Genomic DNA, 16607 nt, shown 5'->3' with positions numbered 1-16607 from the left:
TGAAAGGCTACCGCCGGATTTTCTCGCGCTTTGAGAAGCTCGACGTCATGTTCCTCGGATTCCTGAGCTTCGTCCTGATCTTTGAAGGGCTTCGTATGTGTTAACAGGCCCTAGAAATAAAGAACGGTCCCATCGGGCCCGTTCTGCTTTCAGTACGCTCGCGCGTTCACTACATCGAAGCGCTAGGCCAGGAAGGAATTACACGCGCGGATCGGTCGGGTTGCGACGTGCTGCTTCATCGTGATGCTCGGAGTCGAACGCCTCGCGCACTGCATGCTTGGCCTTTTCCCAGCTCAGACGCGAGTTGGACTTGAAACGGTCCCAGCCATCGCCCAGGTCGCGTTCCAGATGGTCGTCCCACTGGCGGCCAGCGTGCTGTTGACGTGCCTGCATGCCGTAGCGATACGCCGGGCGATAATCGTCATACGAATAGTCGGCGTCACGATAACCTGCGCTGTCGAAGCGACCTTCGTAATGGGTGTCGCCATCGCGATACACGCTGTGGGTGCGATCGGCACGCTCCCATGCATCGCGTGCAGCTAGACGTGCGTCATCCCACTCCAGGCGCGATTCGCCGCGATCGCGCGGCCACTCGCCGGCCAGGGTTACTTCGGTTGCTTCCCAGGTGCTAGTCGGCCGTGTCTCGCGTGCCTGCAAGCCCACGTTATAGCCAGCAGCGTAATCGCGATCGTAATCGGTGCCTTCCTTGTAGTAAGGACGGTTCTGATGTTCCTGGCGCCAGTATTCGGTCTCTACGGTCGGGTCGAGACGTTCTGCTACGCCCTTGCCTGCAGCAGCGCCAGCCACAACACCGACCGCCGCACCGATCAGGGTGCCAAGCGGGCCGAACACCGTGCCGGCCAGCGCGCCTGCAGCAGCGCCGCCTGCGATACCACCAACGCCCACGCCAACCGGGTGCGAACCGGACGCACCGGAAATCGGGTCACGATTCGAATCCTTTGCTTCTGCTGCGCGTTCCTGCTCATCCAGCTTCTCTAGATTGCTGTCGTGATTGTTCATGTCGTCTCCGGTTGCCTGATGGATGCGCTCTGTGGACACAGATCGCCAACGTGGCGCCACCATGGCGATACAGGAGTGAAACGCGTGTGCGTAGATGTGAGCATCATCGCGACAAGCCTGAACTGTGCACGTGCACTGCGAATGAGGTTGCTGACGTCACGCTGCACCAGGTTGCCGCAATGAAAAGGTACGCGACGAGGAAGCCGCCCGCCATTTCCCAACACGCTCAACCGCCGTGCGTACCCAGCGCGCGTGCGCCGGTCAGGATCATGCGCAGCATCTGCGAGATCTGCTCGACCAGTTCTGGGTCCTTTTCTGGCGGCGAGTCCATCGCCACCGCGCCCATCGCAAATACCAGCCGGGTGATGGCCTTGGAGACCAGTGCCGGTGCGTGCAGTTTGGCGTTGTCGGCGGCGGCTAGGCGGATCAGGTCCACCCGCAACTCGTCTTCGAAATAACTGAGCTCGCGCTCCACTGCCTGTTTGAACGCATCCGAGCCCACCGCGCCTTCGCGCAGCAGCACATGCAGCAACTTGTCGTCGGCACGCAACTGTTCCATAAACGCCTCGACCGAGACGCGGATGACGCTGCGGTCGGTGAAGGTGGCGCGCTGGCGGGCCTGGCCGATGATGATGCGCAGCGAGCGCCCGGCCAGATCGATCAAGGCCACGGCGAGCTCGTCCATATCGCGGAACTGGCGATAGAAGCTGTTCGGCGCAATGCCGGCTTCGCGCGCCACTTCGCGAAGGCTCAGGGTTGACAGGCTGCGGTTTGGGCCGATCAGCGACAGCGCCGCGGCGATCAGATCCTCGCGTGAAATCGCCGGCTTGCGTGACGGCGGCGCGTCGTTGGAAGGCAGGGCGATGGAGGTCATGAGGGTAGGTCCGGGCGTGGGGATGAATCATAGCCCCTTCGGCCGATATACAACTGTATACACGCCTGTGCATTCATGCGTATAGTGCGATTCATGCGCAGGGTATCTGACCTCAAGTCCAAGTCCCCCAAGTCCAAGTCCCCATTGCCCATACGCCTGGCGCGCCGGCTGGTGTCGCCGCAGTTGTTCGATTTCTGGGCAACCCGGCTCAACCCGTTGTGGACGCTGGAGCGGCCAATGGCGCGTCTGGTCGCGCGCACGGCAGTCAGCCGTGACGCGGTGACCCTGGTGTTGCAGCCCAATGGGCACTGGCAGGGTCTGCAGGCAGGCCAGCACGTGAGCCTGGGCGTGGAGATCGACGGCCGCCGTCTGCTGCGCAGCTACAGCCCCACCGTGCTGGCCGATGGCCGCCTGGCGATCACCGTCAAAGCGATCGAGGGCGGGCTGGTCAGCCGGTATCTGGCGCGCGGTGCAGCGCTGGGAAAGGTGGTCTCGCTGGATCCGGCCTTCGGCGACATGCTGCTGCCAACTACACCGACGCCGCTGTTGTTGCTGGCCGCCGGCTCCGGCATCACCCCGATGCGCGCGCTGCTGCAGGCCGCCGCGCAGGCCGGCATGCCGATGGATGTGGACCTGATGTACTGGGTGCGCCGGCGCGACGAGGCCTGCTTTGTCGAAGAATTCGAAGCGCAGGCGGCTGCACATCCGCGCCTGCGCGTGCGTTTGCTGACAACCCGCGAAGGCAACACACCGGCCGCACGTATCGATACCTGTCCGCTGGAGCAGATCACCGCGCTGGACCATCGCCATGTGATGGTCTGCGGCCCTGGCGGTTTCGTGCAGGCAGCGCGTGCGCGTTTGCAGGGGCGCGTGGCCGCGTTCCAGGCTGAAGCTTTCAGCGTGCCAACGCTGGACGACGGCGAGGCCGGTGAGGTGCAGGTGCAGGTGCAGCTGTCACGCAGTGGTCGCACGCTCACCCTGACGCGCGGCCAGTCGCTGCTGGAAGGGCTGGAAGCGCACGGCCTGCGGCCACAACACGGCTGCCGCATGGGCATCTGCAACAGCTGCGCCTGCGCGCGCCAAGCCGGCACCACGCGCCACCTGTTGACCGGTGAGCGCAGCAACGAACCCACCGCACAGGTGCGCCTGTGCATGAGTGCTCCGAGCACTGACCTGATCCTGGATCTGTAAGGAATCTTGATGAGCCGAGTCCATAACCGTGCCCTGTCCGCTGCCGAACTGCAGTCTTTCGGCGACGAACTCGATGCCATCCGCGCCCGTGTGCAGAGCCAGGTTGGCGCCGACGATGCGCGTTACATCCGCCGCATCGTGGCCGCGGTGCGCTGGACCGGTGTGGCCGGTCGCGCGCTGCTGTTTCTGGGCGCGTTCGTGCACAGCGTGCTGATTCCGGCGTGGATTGCCGGTGTGGCGCTGCTGACCTTGTCCAAGATCCTGGAGAATATGGAGTTGGGCCACAACGTCATGCACGGCCAGTACGACTGGATGGGCGACCCGCAGCTCAACGGCAACACCTACGAGTGGGACATCGTTGCCACTGGCGACAACTGGCGCAAGACGCACAACTTCAAGCACCACACCTACACCAACGTGCGCGGCATGGACGATGACATCGGCTACGGCCGCTGCGCATCTTCCCCGAACAGCGCTGGCGCCCGTTCTACCTGTTGCAGCCGTTCGTGGCGATGGTGTTCGCGTTGCTGTTCGAATGGGGCGTGGCGATCCAGGACCTGCGTCTGGGCCGCTGGTTTGCCGGCAAGATGAAGGCTGCCGAATTGCGCGCCTCGTTCCTGCCGGTGGGCCGCAAGATGGGCCGCCAGATGCTCAAGGACTACATCGTGTTCCCGCTGCTGGCCGGCCCGTTCTTTCTGACCGTGCTGCTTGGCAATCTTGCGGCCAACGTGCTGCGCAGCATCTGGACCTTCATGATCATCTTCTGCGGCCACTTCACCGCCAATGCGGAAGTGTTCCGGAAGGAATCGATCCGCAACGAGTCGCGTGGCCATTGGTATTTGCGTCAGCTGCGTGGCTCGTCGAATCTGACCGGCGGCAAGCTGATGAACGTGCTGTCGGGCAATTTGAGCCACCAGATCGAGCATCACTTCTACCCTGATCTGCCTGCAAATCGCTACGCGCAGATCGCGGTGGAAGTGAAACAGATCTGTGCGCGCTACGGCCAGCACTACAACACCGGCTCGTTGCCGCGCCAGTTCGGCCAGGTGATGTGGCGGATCGTGCGACACGCCTTCCCGAGCCGGCCACGGCCGCTGCGTCAACGCGACGGCGGGCTGCAATGCGCCTGATCGACAAGGGCCGCCATTCATTGGCGGCCTTTTTTATGCGGCGGCGCGGGGCATCAGTACGATGTAGTGCTGCGCATCTGCGCGTGATAAGCGATGAAGCCGGTGGCCGGCAGCGCGCGGGAGAACAGCCAGCCCTGGGCCAGATCCACGCCATGTGCGCGCAGATAGTCCAGCTGTTCCTGGCGCTCCACGCCTTCGGCAATGGTGCGCAACTTAAGCGTCTTGGCCATGTCGATGATGTGCGAGGTCACCGCACTGGTGGCCGAGTGGGTGCCGATGGTGTCCACGAACGACTTGTCGATCTTCAACGCATCCAGCGGCAGCCCTTGCAGATACTGCAGGCTCGAATAGCCGGTGCCGAAGTCGTCGATCGACACCGTGTGGCCGGCGCCGCGCAGGTGGGTGATGGTGGTGCGCGCCGCATCGATGTCCATCAGGCTGCGCTCGGTCGCCTCCACCCACAGCTGCCCGCTGTCCACACCAGTGCCTTGCAGTGCTTGCGCGAGCACGGTCTGCACACGGCCGCTCTTGATGTCGCCGGCCGAGACGTTGATGGCCACATGCAGGGACGGAATCGCCGCCAGGGTGGGCCCGAGTTCGCGGATGACTTCGGCCACCACCAGGTCGGTGATCGGCAGGATCAGACCGCTCTCTTCGGCCAGCGGGATAAAGGCGTCGGGCGGGATCAGCACACCATCGGATTGCTGCCAGCGCACCAGCGCCTCGGCACCAACGCAGGCACCGGTGTCTAGCGCGATGATTGGCTGATAGTGCACGATGAATTCGCCGCGCTGCACGGCGCTTTCGAGACGCGCCAACGGCGACAGCCGCCGCCGCGAACTCCAGATCACCAGGCTGACCAGCAGCAGTGACAACGCGATGCCGACCGGCACTGTCTGCAAGCGTGCCGCTGCCAGCGGGCCACGCAGGTAAGCGACCGGCTCGGTGACCACCGCAGCCCAGTCGCCACGGCGGTCGCGGCCGGACAAGACCTGCGGCTGCGTTGACTCGGCGCTGGATGCGTCGGTGGAGGGATCGATCAGCAATTGCTCGGCGGCGGTATCGGTACTGCTCAGGATCTGCCCGTTCGGAGTGCCGATCGCCAATTCCAGGCCGGGTGGAATGTTGATGTCGGTGAGCGTTGCCGGATTGATCAGCACGTTGTAGTCGTCCAGCTGCAGCGCCATCAGTGGATGCTGCGGATTGGCCAGAGGACGCAGGCGGGTGGTCACCGCAATGCCGCGCTTGACCATGAAATCCGGGGTGGACTGTGGAATGGTCTCTGGCAACGGCCCCCACGAGGTGCAGTGCAGGCGACTCTGCTGAAAATGCCCCAGCTCCACGATGTAGTGACTGGTCAGCACCAATGCACGCATCTGCGCCAGATGCTCCGGGGAACAGCGCGGCAGCTGCGAGCCGGCCATGGTCACTAGCGCGCCGTGCGCTTCGTCTAAGGCGGTTTCGGTGCGCCGGATCGACAGCGCCGCCAACTGGCTGAGCCTGCTCTCTTCGCGATCCAGCGCCAGCCGCCACGCCAGGTAATAGGACAGGCTGATCGGAAGGGTTGCGCACAGCACCACCAGCAACACGGTCACACTGATGATGCGTTGTCGCTTCACCTCACCACCCGCATCTGCATGGCGACCAGTTCACGCAGTGCGCGCTGGACAATACGTAGCACACGCGCATTGCTGAGCGACCGTGACAGCACAACGCCGCGAGCGCGGGGGGGTGCGGCGCGAGCATGGTGACGACAGGAGACATGGACTTATGAGGCTGCACGTCGCGAATGTACGACACACGCGTGCACCGCGCGTGTCCGCAGAGCGAAGCGGATGTGATTTTCTGCCGATACGCGTGCGCCGCTTCGTGGCAACCGGGTTTGTCAATGGGTTCACACGCTTGCACGCGATGGCGCGCTAGGGTCGAAACGTCTGCGCTCCCGTTTGGGAGCAGCGGGGCAATCCGGTCCCACGCAAGGCGCTTCCCCAGGAGGAATCACCCATGACAAGCGAGAAAGAACGCGTCGGCGGCACCGATGCCGTGCCGATCTTCAAGATGCAGGAAACCACGCGCGACGGCGAACTCACCAAGTACGTGGTCGGCGACACCGGCGTGGCCTTCGACAGCCTGGAAGGTGCGCAGGCTGCGGCCAAGGATTTGAGTACGCTCAACGGTTGAGGGCCGGTTGCGGTCCGATCGCTCAGTGGTCGAATGCTAGCGAGTCGAGGCGCGGTGCCCTCACCGCTCGCGGGACACGCCGTGAATCCGTCGATGGAGGCTCCGTGGCTGCCTCCATGCCGCCAAGGGTCCCGCAATCGGTGAGGACAAAGCAACCAGCAAGTTTGCTGGTTGCTTTGTTGCAACCCTGCGTATCGATTAGGGAAGTGGCCGCTCGGTCAGCCGCCCGGTATGCGGGGTGTGGATCAGCGGGGCCAGATCGAAGCCCTGCTCGCGCGCATGCGCCAGATAAGCCTGGGTGATGTTTTCGTCCAGCTGCGGCAGCCGTGCCAGCAGCCACAGATACTTGCGGTCGGGGCCACCGACAAGCGCGGCGGTGTAGTGCGCATCGATGCGCATCACCCAGTAATCGCCTTTGGTGAAGGGAATCCAGCGCAGGCCTTCGGGCAGGAAGGTGACCTCCAGGCGCGCGTTGCTGTCGTCGATGGCGCGCGCCTCACCGATGGCTTCTTCCAATGCGCCTTCGGCGGTCAGGCAGCGGTTCTGCACGCGCACCGTGCCATCGTCCTGCAGCGAATAGTGCGCCGACACATCGGTGCAGTCCGCATCCTCGAAACGAATCGGCAGCCGCGCGATCTCGTACCAGGTGCCCAGATAACGATTCAGATCCAGGGAGGGGACAGTGATGAGGTAAGGAAGTCGGCTCATGGTGGCCTCTGCGCAGTGGAGTGGCGCATGTTGTACGTGCATCGTCATTAAATGAATGTTGGGATGCTGACGCCGCTGACGCCGCCGGATCAGCGCCATTACGCCGCGCTTGCCGTGCCCCCTGTGCGATCCAGCTTGCGGTAGCCGATCGCTTCGGTGAGATGGCGCGTGGCGATGCCAGCGCTGTCGTCGAGATCGGCAATGGTGCGCGCCACGCGCAGGATGCGATGCATCGAGCGTGCGGACAGTTGCAGGTGTTCGATTGCGCGTTCCAGCAACACCTGATCGTCGTCGCGCAGGCGGCAGTGATGATCGGTCTGCGCCTGGTCCAGTTGTGCGTTGGGCACGCCGGCACGTGCAAGTTGCCGCGCGCGCGCCGCGACCACGCGGGTGCGCACGCTGGCACTGTCCTCGCCGACATTGCCGCTGCGCAGGGCCTGCGGCGGCAGGCGCGGGACCTCGACATGCAGATCGATGCGGTCCAGCAGCGGCCCGGAGATCCGGCTGCGATAACGGCGGATGGTGTCGCTGCTGCAACGGCAACGCCCACTGCTATCGCCGACCCACCCGCATGGGCATGGGTTCATCGCGGCGACCAATTGAAATCTTGCTGGGAAATCCACGCTGCGCGCGGCACGCGAGATGGTAACCAGGCCCGATTCCAGCGGCTCGCGCAGTACTTCCAGCGTTTGGCGTTGCCACTCGGGCAATTCGTCCAAAAACAGCACGCCGTTATGGGCCAACGAGATCTCGCCGGGACGTGGATGTGTACCTCCGCCAACCAACGCGGCCGCGCTGGCGGTGTGGTGCGGAGCCCGATAGGGGCGGTGTCGCCAGCGGGCAAGATCCAGTCCGCGGCCGCTGATGGAGGTAATTGCGGCGGTTTCCAGCGCCTCGGCTTCGCTGGCTTCCGGCAGCAGGCCGGGCAGGCGCGAGGCGAGCAAGGTCTTGCCGCAGCCAGGGCTTCCGACCAGCAGCAGATGGTGACTGCCCGCTGCGGCAATCTCCAGCGCGCGGCGAGCATGCGGTTGGCCGCGCACATCGGCCATATCGGGCATGGCGCGTGCGCCGAGTGCTTGCACCGCCAGTTCGGCGGCGGGCGCCTTCTGGGTGCCATTGAGCGCGGCGCAGACTTCCAGCAGCGTGCGCGCGGTGAAGGCTTCGACGTGGCAGGCGATTGCAGCTTCGGCACCGTTGGCCAGCGGCACGATCAAGCGTCGACCGGCTTGCGCGGCCGCCAGCGCGGCTGGCAGGACCCCGTCGACGCCGCGCAACTCGCCGGTCAGGGCGAGTTCGCCGAGAAATTCGTAGTCGGCTAACGCCTGCCGGTCGATCTGCCCGCTGGCGGCCAGGATACCGAGCGCGATCGGCAGATCGAAGCGGCTGCCTTCCTTGGGTAGATCGGCCGGCGCCAGATTGATGGTGATGCGCCGCGCCGGGAATTCGAACTGGGCGCAGAGCAATGCGGCACGGACGCGCTCGCGCGACTCGCGCACTGCGGCCTCGGGCAGGCCCACGATCTGGGTGGACGGGAGACCGCCGGAGAGATGCACTTCCACTCGAACTTCAGGCGCATGCACCCCCACGCGGGCACGGCTGTGCACCAGTGCCAGACTCATGGTGGAAAGCCCAGATTAGGGAGCGAGGGGGGGGCGCTGCGGGGGGGCGTGCGTCCAGCGCGGCCACGGCCTGTTCCAGGGCGTCGAGTTTTTCGCGTGTGCGCAGCAGCACCGCGCGCTGCACGTCGAACTCTTCGCGGGTGACCAGGTCCAGCTTGCCCAGGCCGGCCTGCAGTGCGCCCTTGAAGGTGCTTTGCAGTTCTTCGCGCGATTGGCGCAGGCCCGGCGGCACCAAGTCGCTGAGGCGGCGGGCAAGGTCGTCGAGCTTGTTGAAATCGATCATGGTGTTCTCCGCAGGTCCGTAGGAAGCCTAATGCGGGCCGCCACACGCGGGGCATCGGCAAGGCAGTCGGCAGACAGTAAGGATAGTCCCATTCGGTTGTCGGTCGTGGGGGATGGCGCCGCGGTACGGGATGAGTGCTGCGGCCGTCCACGGTATGCTGCGCCCCCGTCATGCCCGTGGATCTGCACCGATGAAAATGATCGTGGCCATCGTCAAACCGTTCAAGCTCGACGATGTGCGCGAAGCGCTCGCCGGCTGCGCAGTGGCCGGTATCACGGTGACCGAGGTCAAGGGCTTCGGGCGCCAGAAAGGCCATACCGAGCTGTATCGCGGCGCCGAGTATGTGGTTGATTTCCTGCCCAAGGTGAAGATCGAAGTGGCAGTGACCGACGACCAGGCCGAGCGTGTGGTCGAGGCGATCGTTGCGGCGGCCGGCACCGGCAAGATCGGCGACGGCAAAGTATTCGTGTACGACCTGGGCAGTGTGGTGCGCATCCGCACCAGCGAGCTGGATAGCGACGCGTTGTAAGGCGTCAGCGGAAGCGACTTCGGCCGATGCTGCGCCGTCATTGTTTAGGCAACAGACCGCTTGCTGAAAAACAGCGTCACGTCGTCCAGGTCTGCAAACTCGGCCACTTGCCCTTGTAGGCGCTATCTGGCTGCGGACAACGGAAGCGTTCGCGAAACTGGGAGCCGGGCTTACTGTCGGCGGAGCAGCTTGGCCGCAACACGACCCAAGCGTGTCCCTCTGGCACTGCGCCCCCCGCCTGTTCATACCATTTCAATACCGCAGATCGAACCCGGTACGTGAGGCCAGCATCGGCACCAGCCTCACGCCTGTCACCCGGCTACCGACTATCAACGAAGTGCAGAATGTCCTGAGACCGGCCCTGCTTGTCGCCACGCAACGACTTGCCTACTCTACGCCGCAATACCATTTCAATACCGGAGTCCGGAATGAAGCGACGTAATGGCAAGTCGGGCGTGCGCCTGCTCCCGGTACTGGTGGCGCTGAGCCTGGCGGCCCCCGCGCTGGCACAGCCGGTTACGCAACCGGCGATCTTCCCCATCCCGGCATCGCTCACGCTGCAGGGCGGCACCGTCACGCTGGGTCAGTCGGTCGTGCTGGTGGTGGCGCCGGGCGCGGACCCGGAGTCGGTCGCGCTGGTGCGCCGCATCCTCGGCACCGCCGGCGTGACCAAGGTCGCCACCGCGTCGCGTCTGCCCGCCACGCTCGACCGCGCGCACATCGTGCTGGGCACCGGCGAGGCGGCCGTGGTGCGCGATGCACTGACGCGCAGCAAGGCGGCGCAGAACACCCACAAAGAGGGCTATACGCTCGCCAGCGTCGCGCTCGGCAACGTCAGCCTGATCACGCTGGCCGGTCATGATAACGATGGGCTGTTCCATGCGGCGCAGACGTTGCGCCAGCTGGTCGATCTCCCGGCCATTCCGACCCTGGTGATCCAGGATTATCCGGCGATGCCGATCCGCGGCACCATCGAAGGGTTCTACGGCGCACCGTGGTCGATGACCGATCGCACCAAACATCTGGAATTTCTTGCTCGCACCAAGGCCAACACCTTCATCTACAGCCCGAAGGACGACCCATATGCGCGCGACCGCTGGCGCGAGGCGTATCCGGCCACCACGCTAAAGGCGCTCGGCAAGCTGGCGGCCACCGCCAAGCGCAATCACGTCGACTTCGTCTATGCGATCTCGCCGGGGCCGACGGTGTGCTTCTCCGATCCAGCCGATGCCAAGGCGCTGCTGCGCAAGTTCGATGCCTTCCGCGCGCTGGGCGTGCGAAGCTTCTATGTGGCACTCGACGATATCGAATACACCAAGTGGAACTGCGAGCGCGACAAGACCACCTTCGGCGATTCCGGCGCGCAGGCGGCCGGCATCGCGCAGTCGCATCTGCTCAACCTGGTGCAGGCCGATCTGGTGGCCCGCCACGATGCAGCGTCGGAGCTGATCATGGTGCCGACCGAGTATTTCGACGCCAAGGAAAGCCCGTACAAGCAAGCGCTGCGCAAGCACCTGGACCCGAAGATCGTGGTGCAGTGGACCGGCACCGATGTGGTGCCGCCGGCCATTTCCATTCCCGATGCACGCGCGGCGACCAAAGCGTTCGGCCGCAAGACGCTGCTGTGGGACAACTACCCGGTCAACGATTTCGAAACCTCGGCCGGGCGTTTGCTGATGGCGCCATACGCGCGTCGCGAGGCGGGCTTGTCGGCGGAATTGTCGGGCATCGTCTCCAATCCGATGAATCAGGAAGTGCCTAGCCGTGTCGCGGTGATGGGGCTGACCGCATTCGCGTGGAATGACACAGGCTACGACGCCGCGCGCACCTGGCACGCGGCCGCGCGCGATCTGGCAGATGGCGATGCGCAGGTGACCGCCGCGCTGCTCACCTTCTTCGATACCCAGCATCTGGCCCCGACCTTCGGTAGCCAGCCGTGGCAGGAACAGGCGCCGCAATTGAAGGCCGTACTCGACCATGTGCGCGAGGCGATTGCGCTCGGCGATGCGGCGGCGCGCAGCCAGGCCATCACCGAGCTGGCGCGCACGGCAGACGCGTTCGCGGCCGCGCCGCAGATCATCCGCGCGGGCGTGGCCGATCAGGGCTTTGCGGAACAATCGCGCCCCTGGTTAGAGGCGATGGAAGGCTGGGGCCGCGCGCTGCAGCAGACCGCGACAGGCTTGGATGCCGCCAATCGCGGTGACGCGCAGGCGTCAGTGGCGTTTGCCGATGCGAAGCAGATTGCCGCCGAAGCCGCAGCGATCCCCTCGATTCCCGGCACCACGCGCTTCGGTGGACCGGTCAAGATCGCCGATGGCGTACTGGACCGCTTCGTGGCCGACGCACCGACGCTGATCGCGTACCGGCTGCCGACCGCATCGGATCCTGCGGCTGCGCACTGACGTTGAATCAAAGCGATGACATCGACCTCGCCATCAATCGCGCAGAGGTGCTGAACCTTGGCGCCGAAGTGCGCTTCTGATCAGTCGATCGACATCAACCTTGCACAGCGAACAGGGCCGATGGCGATATCTGCCCTGTTTGCGTTTTGGCGATGGAATACGCGTAGTGATGAGCGTCCTGCGCGCTGCCTGAAGTGGCAGTCGGCAACGTGTGGGCGTCGATGTGGTGTCATACCAACAACGCTTCGGCTCAACCCATCACCAAGAGAAATTTATGGACCCTTTCGCACAATTTCTGACCGACGAGCAGGATCCGGTAGCCGTGGGCAAGATCCTGCCCAAGGTGAACGAGTTACTGACCAGGGACGAGCAGGTCGACTACATCGCGGTGCAAAAGAAGATGGTGATGAATCTGTCGCCTGACGCGGTGGTGCTGACCAATCGCAGATTCATCGTGGTCCAGCCCAGACTGTTCGGGATGACGTTCCGCGATGTCCCGTGGCGCGAGGTGCTCGATGTGCATATGAGCGAGCAGATGCTGGGCGCAACGATCATGTGCCGCACCACCCAGGGCAGCTACGTCTCGGTCGACAGCCTGCCGAAGAAACAGGCGCGGCGGGTGTATGCGTATGCGCAACAGGTGGAATAGGCTGCCTATGAAAAACGTCAGCAGCTGGAGTTCGAGAAGTTGCGTGCGTCGGCCGGTGGCGTGGTGGTGCATGCGCCTATAGCGCAGGACGTCGTGCCTTCGGCGCCGCCGGCCACAGTGGCGGCCACGGACGATCCGATGCAGCTGCTGAGCAAGCTCAAGCAGTTGCTCGATGCCGGGCTGGTGACGCAGGAAGAGTTCGACGCCAAAAAAGCCGAGGTATTGGCGCGGCTGTAAGGGCAGCTAACAGACGTAACAGGCAGCCATCAGCTGGCGTGGACTGCGTTGTAATTTACCGTGTGCGTGCGGTACACGCCGTACCAAGTGCGCCGCATCAAGCACTTGGCACTAGCCGCGCCCAGCGGTGCACGCAGTGGTTCTGGAAGCCACTTCAAGCGGCAGTCTGCGGTTTTGTGCTCTTGCCGCAGCGTGCAGATCGCAACGCCGGACATGGAGTGGCTGACCGTGGCGGTCAACATCCGTGTGTCGTCAGCAGGCAGGCGCAGCCATTACGCGCAATCGCGTGCCAAGCGGACATGGCGGCTGCTCGGCGCCTGCCATGTCCATTCGACGACTGTTCTCTGCTGGGTCGCTGGCAGCGTTTACTCGCCCAGCGCCTTGGCCACAAACGGCGGTGCAATCAGCACGCCGGTATGCAGATGCGCAGTGTAGTACAGCGTCTCGAAACCCTTGCCCTGCGCATCGTTCTGACGAAACGCGAAATCGGCATTGGCCTGCTTGCTGGCCATGGTCACGCTCCACCAGCCGGTGGGGTAGCACGGCTGCGGGAACGGCAAGGTCTTGAATGACTGGAAGCCGGCCTTGCCCATTTCGGTGCGCATTTCCTTGATCAATTCCAACAGCGCCAGCGGCGACTCGGATTGCTGCACCAGGATGCCGTCGTCCTTCAGCGCCTTGAAGCAGCTGGCGTAGAAGGCCTTGTTGAACAGACCTTCGGCCGGGCCGACCGGGTCGGTGGAATCGACGATCACGATGTCCACGCTGCCGGCCGGGCAGTTAGCCATGTAGGCCACGCCGTTGTCGAACAACAGCTCGGCGCGCGCATCGTGGTTGGCGTCGCACAACTCGGGGAAGTACTTCTCCGACATGCGCGTGACCTGCTCGTCGATATCGCACTGGGTGGCGCTTTCCACCCCCGGGTGCTTGAGCACCTCGCGCAGGGTGCCGCAGTCGCCGCCGCCGATGATCACCACGCGCTCGGGCGCGGCGTGGGTGAACAGCGCCGGGTGGCTGATCATCTCGTGATAGAAGAAGTTGTCGCGGCTGGTCAGCATCACCGCGCCGTCGATCAGCATCAGCTTGCCCCAGTCGGTGGTCTGGTAGATCTCGATCTTCTGGAACGGGGACTGCACCTCGTCCAGCTTGCCGCTGATGCGAAGGCCGATCGCCGAGCCGGTGGGCTGGAAGTGTTCGATGTACCAGTTGTCGTTGGCGCTCATGCGGTGATCCTAGAAAAGAAGTGGAGCTGTTGCTTCTCCCACCGGGAGAAGGTGGCGCGTAGCGCCGGATGAGGGTTGGGCGCAGCTGCGTGCAGCCAAACTGCGCAGCAGCCGACCCTTGCTCCGCCCCGATCCGACCAGGAGCGGGGCGTGAAGTCGGCGCGGATTGTAACGGACCCTACGCGTGCCAGGCGTTACACTTCACGGCCTTTTTGCCCCAGCCGAGTCAGCGAAATGAGCGATTGGTCCCTCGACCAAGCCCGCAAGACCTATTCGATCCCGCATTGGGCCGACGGGTATTTCGATGTGAACGCTGCCGGACACATCGTGGTCACCCCGACCAGCGATGGCCCGTTGGTGTCGCTGCCCGAGGTGGTGGATGCCGCGCGCACGGCTGGCGCCAGGTTGCCGCTGCTGGTGCGCTTCCCCGACATCCTTGGCCAGCGCCTGGGCAAGCTGCAGGGGGCGTTCGCGCAGGCGCAGTCCGAGTGGGACTACGCCGGCGGCTACACCGCCGTGTATCCGATCAAGGTCAACCAGCATCGCGGCGTAGCCGGCACCCTGGCCAGCCACCACGGCGATGGCTTTGGCCTGGAAGCAGGTAGCAAGCCGGAGCTAATGGCGGTGCTGGCGCTGTCGCGCCCGGGTGGGCTCATCGTCTGCAACGGCTACAAGGACCGTGAATACATCCGCCTGGCGCTGATCGGGCGCAAGCTCGGCCTGCAGACCTTCATCGTCATCGAAAAGCCCTCCGAGCTGAAGCTGGTGCTTGAACAAGCGCGCGCGCTCGACGTCAAGCCGGGTCTGGGCGTGCGCATGCGCCTGGCTTCGCTGGGCGCCGGCAAGTGGCAGAACAGCGGAGGCGACAAGGCCAAGTTCGGGCTTTCGCCGCGCCAGGTGCTGGACCTGTGGAAGACACTGCGCGACACCGAGTACGCGGATTGCCTGCAGTTGCTGCATTTCCACATGGGCTCGCAGATCTCCAACGTGCGCGACATCGCCAACGGCATGCGCGAAGCCACGCGCTATTTCGTGGAACTGTCGCGGCTGGGTGCCAAAATCAGCCATGTCGATGTCGGCGGCGGGCTGGGCATCGATTACGAAGGCACGCGTTCGCGCAGCTATTGCTCGATCAATTACGGCCTGCATTCCTACGCCAGCAACATCGTGCAGCCGCTGGCCAGCGCCTGCGAAGCGCACGGCCTGACCCCGCCGCGCATCGTCACCGAATGCGGCCGCGCGATGACCGCGCACCACGCGGTGCTGATCGCCAACGTCTCCGAAGTGGAGCAGGCCCCGGAAGGCCGGGTGCCGGATGCGCACGACGACGAACCGGCTGCGATCCGCCACCTGCGCGAGATCCATGACGAGCTCGATGTGCGCCCGGCGGTGGAGCTGTTCCAGGAAGCCCAGCACTTCCATGCCGAAGGCTTGAGTGCGTATGCACTGGGCCAGATCGACCTGACCCATCGTGCGCGTATCGACGATCTGTTCTACGCGATCGCCCACGGCGTGCGTGCACGCCTGAGCTTCGACGAAAAGAGCCACCGCCCGGTGCTAGACGAGCTCAACGAGCGGCTGGTCGACAAGTATTTCGTCAACTTCAGCGTGTTCGAATCGATTCCGGATGTGTGGGCGATCGACCAGGTGTTTCCGATCGTGCCGATCGAGCGCTTGAACGAAGCGCCGCAGCGGCGCGGCATCATCGCCGACATGACCTGCGATTCCGATGGCATGGTCAAGACCTACGTCGAGAACGAAAGCCTGGACAGCTCGATGCCGCTGCATACGTTGAATCCGGGCGAGAGCTATCGCATCGGCTTCTTCCTGGTCGGTGCCTACCAGGAAATCCTCGGCGATATCCATAACCTGTTCGGCGATACCGATGCGGTGGAAGTGGCCGTGGACGGCGATGGCTATCGCATCGCCCAGCAGCGCTGTGGCGATACCACCGACGTGATGCTGGACTATGTGGGCTATCAGCTGGACACGCTGCGTGCGACCTATGCCGAGCGCATCGCTGCCGCGCAGCTGTCGCCGGAGCGCGCGCAGGAATTGCACGACGCATTGGAAGCCGGGCTGACCGGTTACACCTATCTGTCCGACGAACCGTTGGGCTGATGCGATACGCGCGCTGCGGCCGATGCCGTGGCGCGCAAGCGGCGCTGATGCAAGATCGGCGCTGCTCGAAGGCTTGAAGCGGCGCATGACGCCAGGCACAGCGGCAAGGCGGGCGGTCGGACTTGGCAGAAATCTGTCGAGCACCGCAGTTTCAGCTCGCGTTGACGGCCGCTCGCAAGACCTTCGAAACGTGTGATGGCCTGCGACTGGCGCCTACCAAGCCGGCCCAGCGAAAACCGAATACTGCTGCCAGACCAGCCAACTGCAGCTCCAATCCAGCAATGCCGCAGCCGTATAACAATCAAGCGACCGCAACGTGATCCTGCGAATGCGTGCAGTATTTCCGCAATAACTTATTTCCAGGAGCCTCTAAAAACCCCATCAATCTGCCATCATTGACTTGACGCCCTGCCAGCGGAGAACGACAGACATGATCAGCT

The 16607-nt window shown here is 64.2% G+C and carries 12 protein-coding genes and 3 pseudogenes; 8 read left to right on the top strand and 7 right to left on the bottom strand.

Annotated elements, in window-relative coordinates; translation table 11 throughout:
- Positions 1-104: pseudogene (locus XpopCFBP1817_RS14000) on the top strand (IS5-like element ISCARN85 family transposase); the annotation flags it as partial.
- A gap of 94 nt (positions 105-198) precedes the next feature.
- On the opposite strand, the gene XpopCFBP1817_RS13995 reads toward XpopCFBP1817_RS14000, so the two are convergent.
- The gene (locus tag XpopCFBP1817_RS13995; RefSeq protein ID WP_128417588.1) at positions 199-1020 is read right to left on the bottom strand and encodes a hypothetical protein; all 822 of its coding nucleotides are present in this window, start codon (positions 1018-1020) and stop codon (positions 199-201) included.
- Positions 1021-1246: 226 nt separating this feature from the next.
- The gene (gene fabR / locus XpopCFBP1817_RS13990) at positions 1247-1894 is read right to left on the bottom strand and encodes an HTH-type transcriptional repressor FabR (RefSeq protein ID WP_128417587.1); all 648 of its coding nucleotides are present in this window, start codon (positions 1892-1894) and stop codon (positions 1247-1249) included.
- Positions 1895-1987: 93 nt separating this feature from the next.
- Between fabR and XpopCFBP1817_RS13985 the strand changes: the two genes are divergently transcribed.
- Both XpopCFBP1817_RS13985 and XpopCFBP1817_RS13980 read left to right on the top strand, forming a co-directional pair.
- Entirely contained in the window at positions 1988-3085 is a 1098-nt protein-coding gene (locus XpopCFBP1817_RS13985) for a ferredoxin reductase (protein ID WP_128417586.1), read from the top strand.
- A gap of 9 nt (positions 3086-3094) precedes the next feature.
- Positions 3095-4215: pseudogene (locus XpopCFBP1817_RS13980) on the top strand (fatty acid desaturase family protein).
- A 53-nt stretch (positions 4216-4268) separates the two neighbouring features.
- On the opposite strand, the gene XpopCFBP1817_RS13975 reads toward XpopCFBP1817_RS13980, so the two are convergent.
- The gene (locus XpopCFBP1817_RS13975) at positions 4269-5834 is read right to left on the bottom strand and encodes an EAL domain-containing protein (protein ID WP_128417585.1); all 1566 of its coding nucleotides are present in this window, start codon (positions 5832-5834) and stop codon (positions 4269-4271) included.
- A gap of 385 nt (positions 5835-6219) precedes the next feature.
- On the opposite strand from XpopCFBP1817_RS13975, the gene XpopCFBP1817_RS13970 reads away from it, so the two are divergent.
- Complete coding sequence (locus tag XpopCFBP1817_RS13970) at positions 6220-6396, top strand: hypothetical protein (RefSeq protein ID WP_167393938.1); 177 nt, start codon at positions 6220-6222, stop codon at positions 6394-6396.
- Positions 6397-6594: 198 nt separating this feature from the next.
- Here the strand turns inward: XpopCFBP1817_RS13970 and XpopCFBP1817_RS13960 are convergent, their stop codons facing one another.
- From XpopCFBP1817_RS13960 to ubiK, 3 genes are all read right to left on the bottom strand, one after another.
- Positions 6595-7104 carry a lipocalin family protein gene (locus tag XpopCFBP1817_RS13960; RefSeq protein WP_167393937.1) on the bottom strand — a complete coding sequence of 170 codons (510 nt, stop codon included), beginning with the start codon at positions 7102-7104 and terminating at the stop codon, positions 6595-6597.
- 98 nt (positions 7105-7202) lie between these two features.
- Positions 7203-8723, bottom strand: coding sequence for a YifB family Mg chelatase-like AAA ATPase (locus XpopCFBP1817_RS13955; RefSeq protein WP_128417582.1), 1521 nt, complete (start codon positions 8721-8723; stop codon positions 7203-7205).
- Complete coding sequence (ubiK, locus tag XpopCFBP1817_RS13950; protein ID WP_244171180.1) at positions 8671-9006, bottom strand: ubiquinone biosynthesis accessory factor UbiK; 336 nt, start codon at positions 9004-9006, stop codon at positions 8671-8673. The genes XpopCFBP1817_RS13955 and ubiK overlap by 53 nt, the downstream gene beginning before the upstream one ends.
- A gap of 154 nt (positions 9007-9160) precedes the next feature.
- Here ubiK and XpopCFBP1817_RS13945 point away from each other — a divergent pair, with 154 nt between their 5' ends.
- From XpopCFBP1817_RS13945 to XpopCFBP1817_RS13935, 3 genes and pseudogenes are all read left to right on the top strand, one after another.
- Complete coding sequence (locus XpopCFBP1817_RS13945; RefSeq protein ID WP_279627120.1) at positions 9161-9535, top strand: P-II family nitrogen regulator; 375 nt, start codon at positions 9161-9163, stop codon at positions 9533-9535.
- A gap of 428 nt (positions 9536-9963) precedes the next feature.
- The gene (locus XpopCFBP1817_RS13940) at positions 9964-11937 is read left to right on the top strand and encodes a glycoside hydrolase family 84 protein (protein WP_128417580.1); all 1974 of its coding nucleotides are present in this window, start codon (positions 9964-9966) and stop codon (positions 11935-11937) included.
- A gap of 274 nt (positions 11938-12211) precedes the next feature.
- Positions 12212-12823 (top strand): annotated as a pseudogene (locus XpopCFBP1817_RS13935) (PH domain-containing protein).
- Between the two features lie 365 nt (positions 12824-13188).
- Here XpopCFBP1817_RS13935 and speE read toward each other — a convergent pair.
- Entirely contained in the window at positions 13189-14046 is an 858-nt protein-coding gene (gene speE, locus XpopCFBP1817_RS13930) for a polyamine aminopropyltransferase (RefSeq protein ID WP_128417579.1), read from the bottom strand.
- Between the two features lie 234 nt (positions 14047-14280).
- On the opposite strand from speE, the gene speA reads away from it, so the two are divergent.
- A complete protein-coding gene (gene speA, locus XpopCFBP1817_RS13925) occupies positions 14281-16167 on the top strand; it encodes an arginine decarboxylase (RefSeq protein ID WP_128417578.1) in 1887 nt (628 codons plus the stop codon).
- Positions 16168-16607 lie beyond the last annotated feature (440 nt).

Origin of the sequence: Xanthomonas populi (assembly GCF_002940065.1) — a bacterium.
Lineage (GTDB): Bacteria > Pseudomonadota > Gammaproteobacteria > Xanthomonadales > Xanthomonadaceae > Xanthomonas > Xanthomonas populi.
This window is presented reverse-complemented; position numbering and strand designations above follow the sequence as displayed.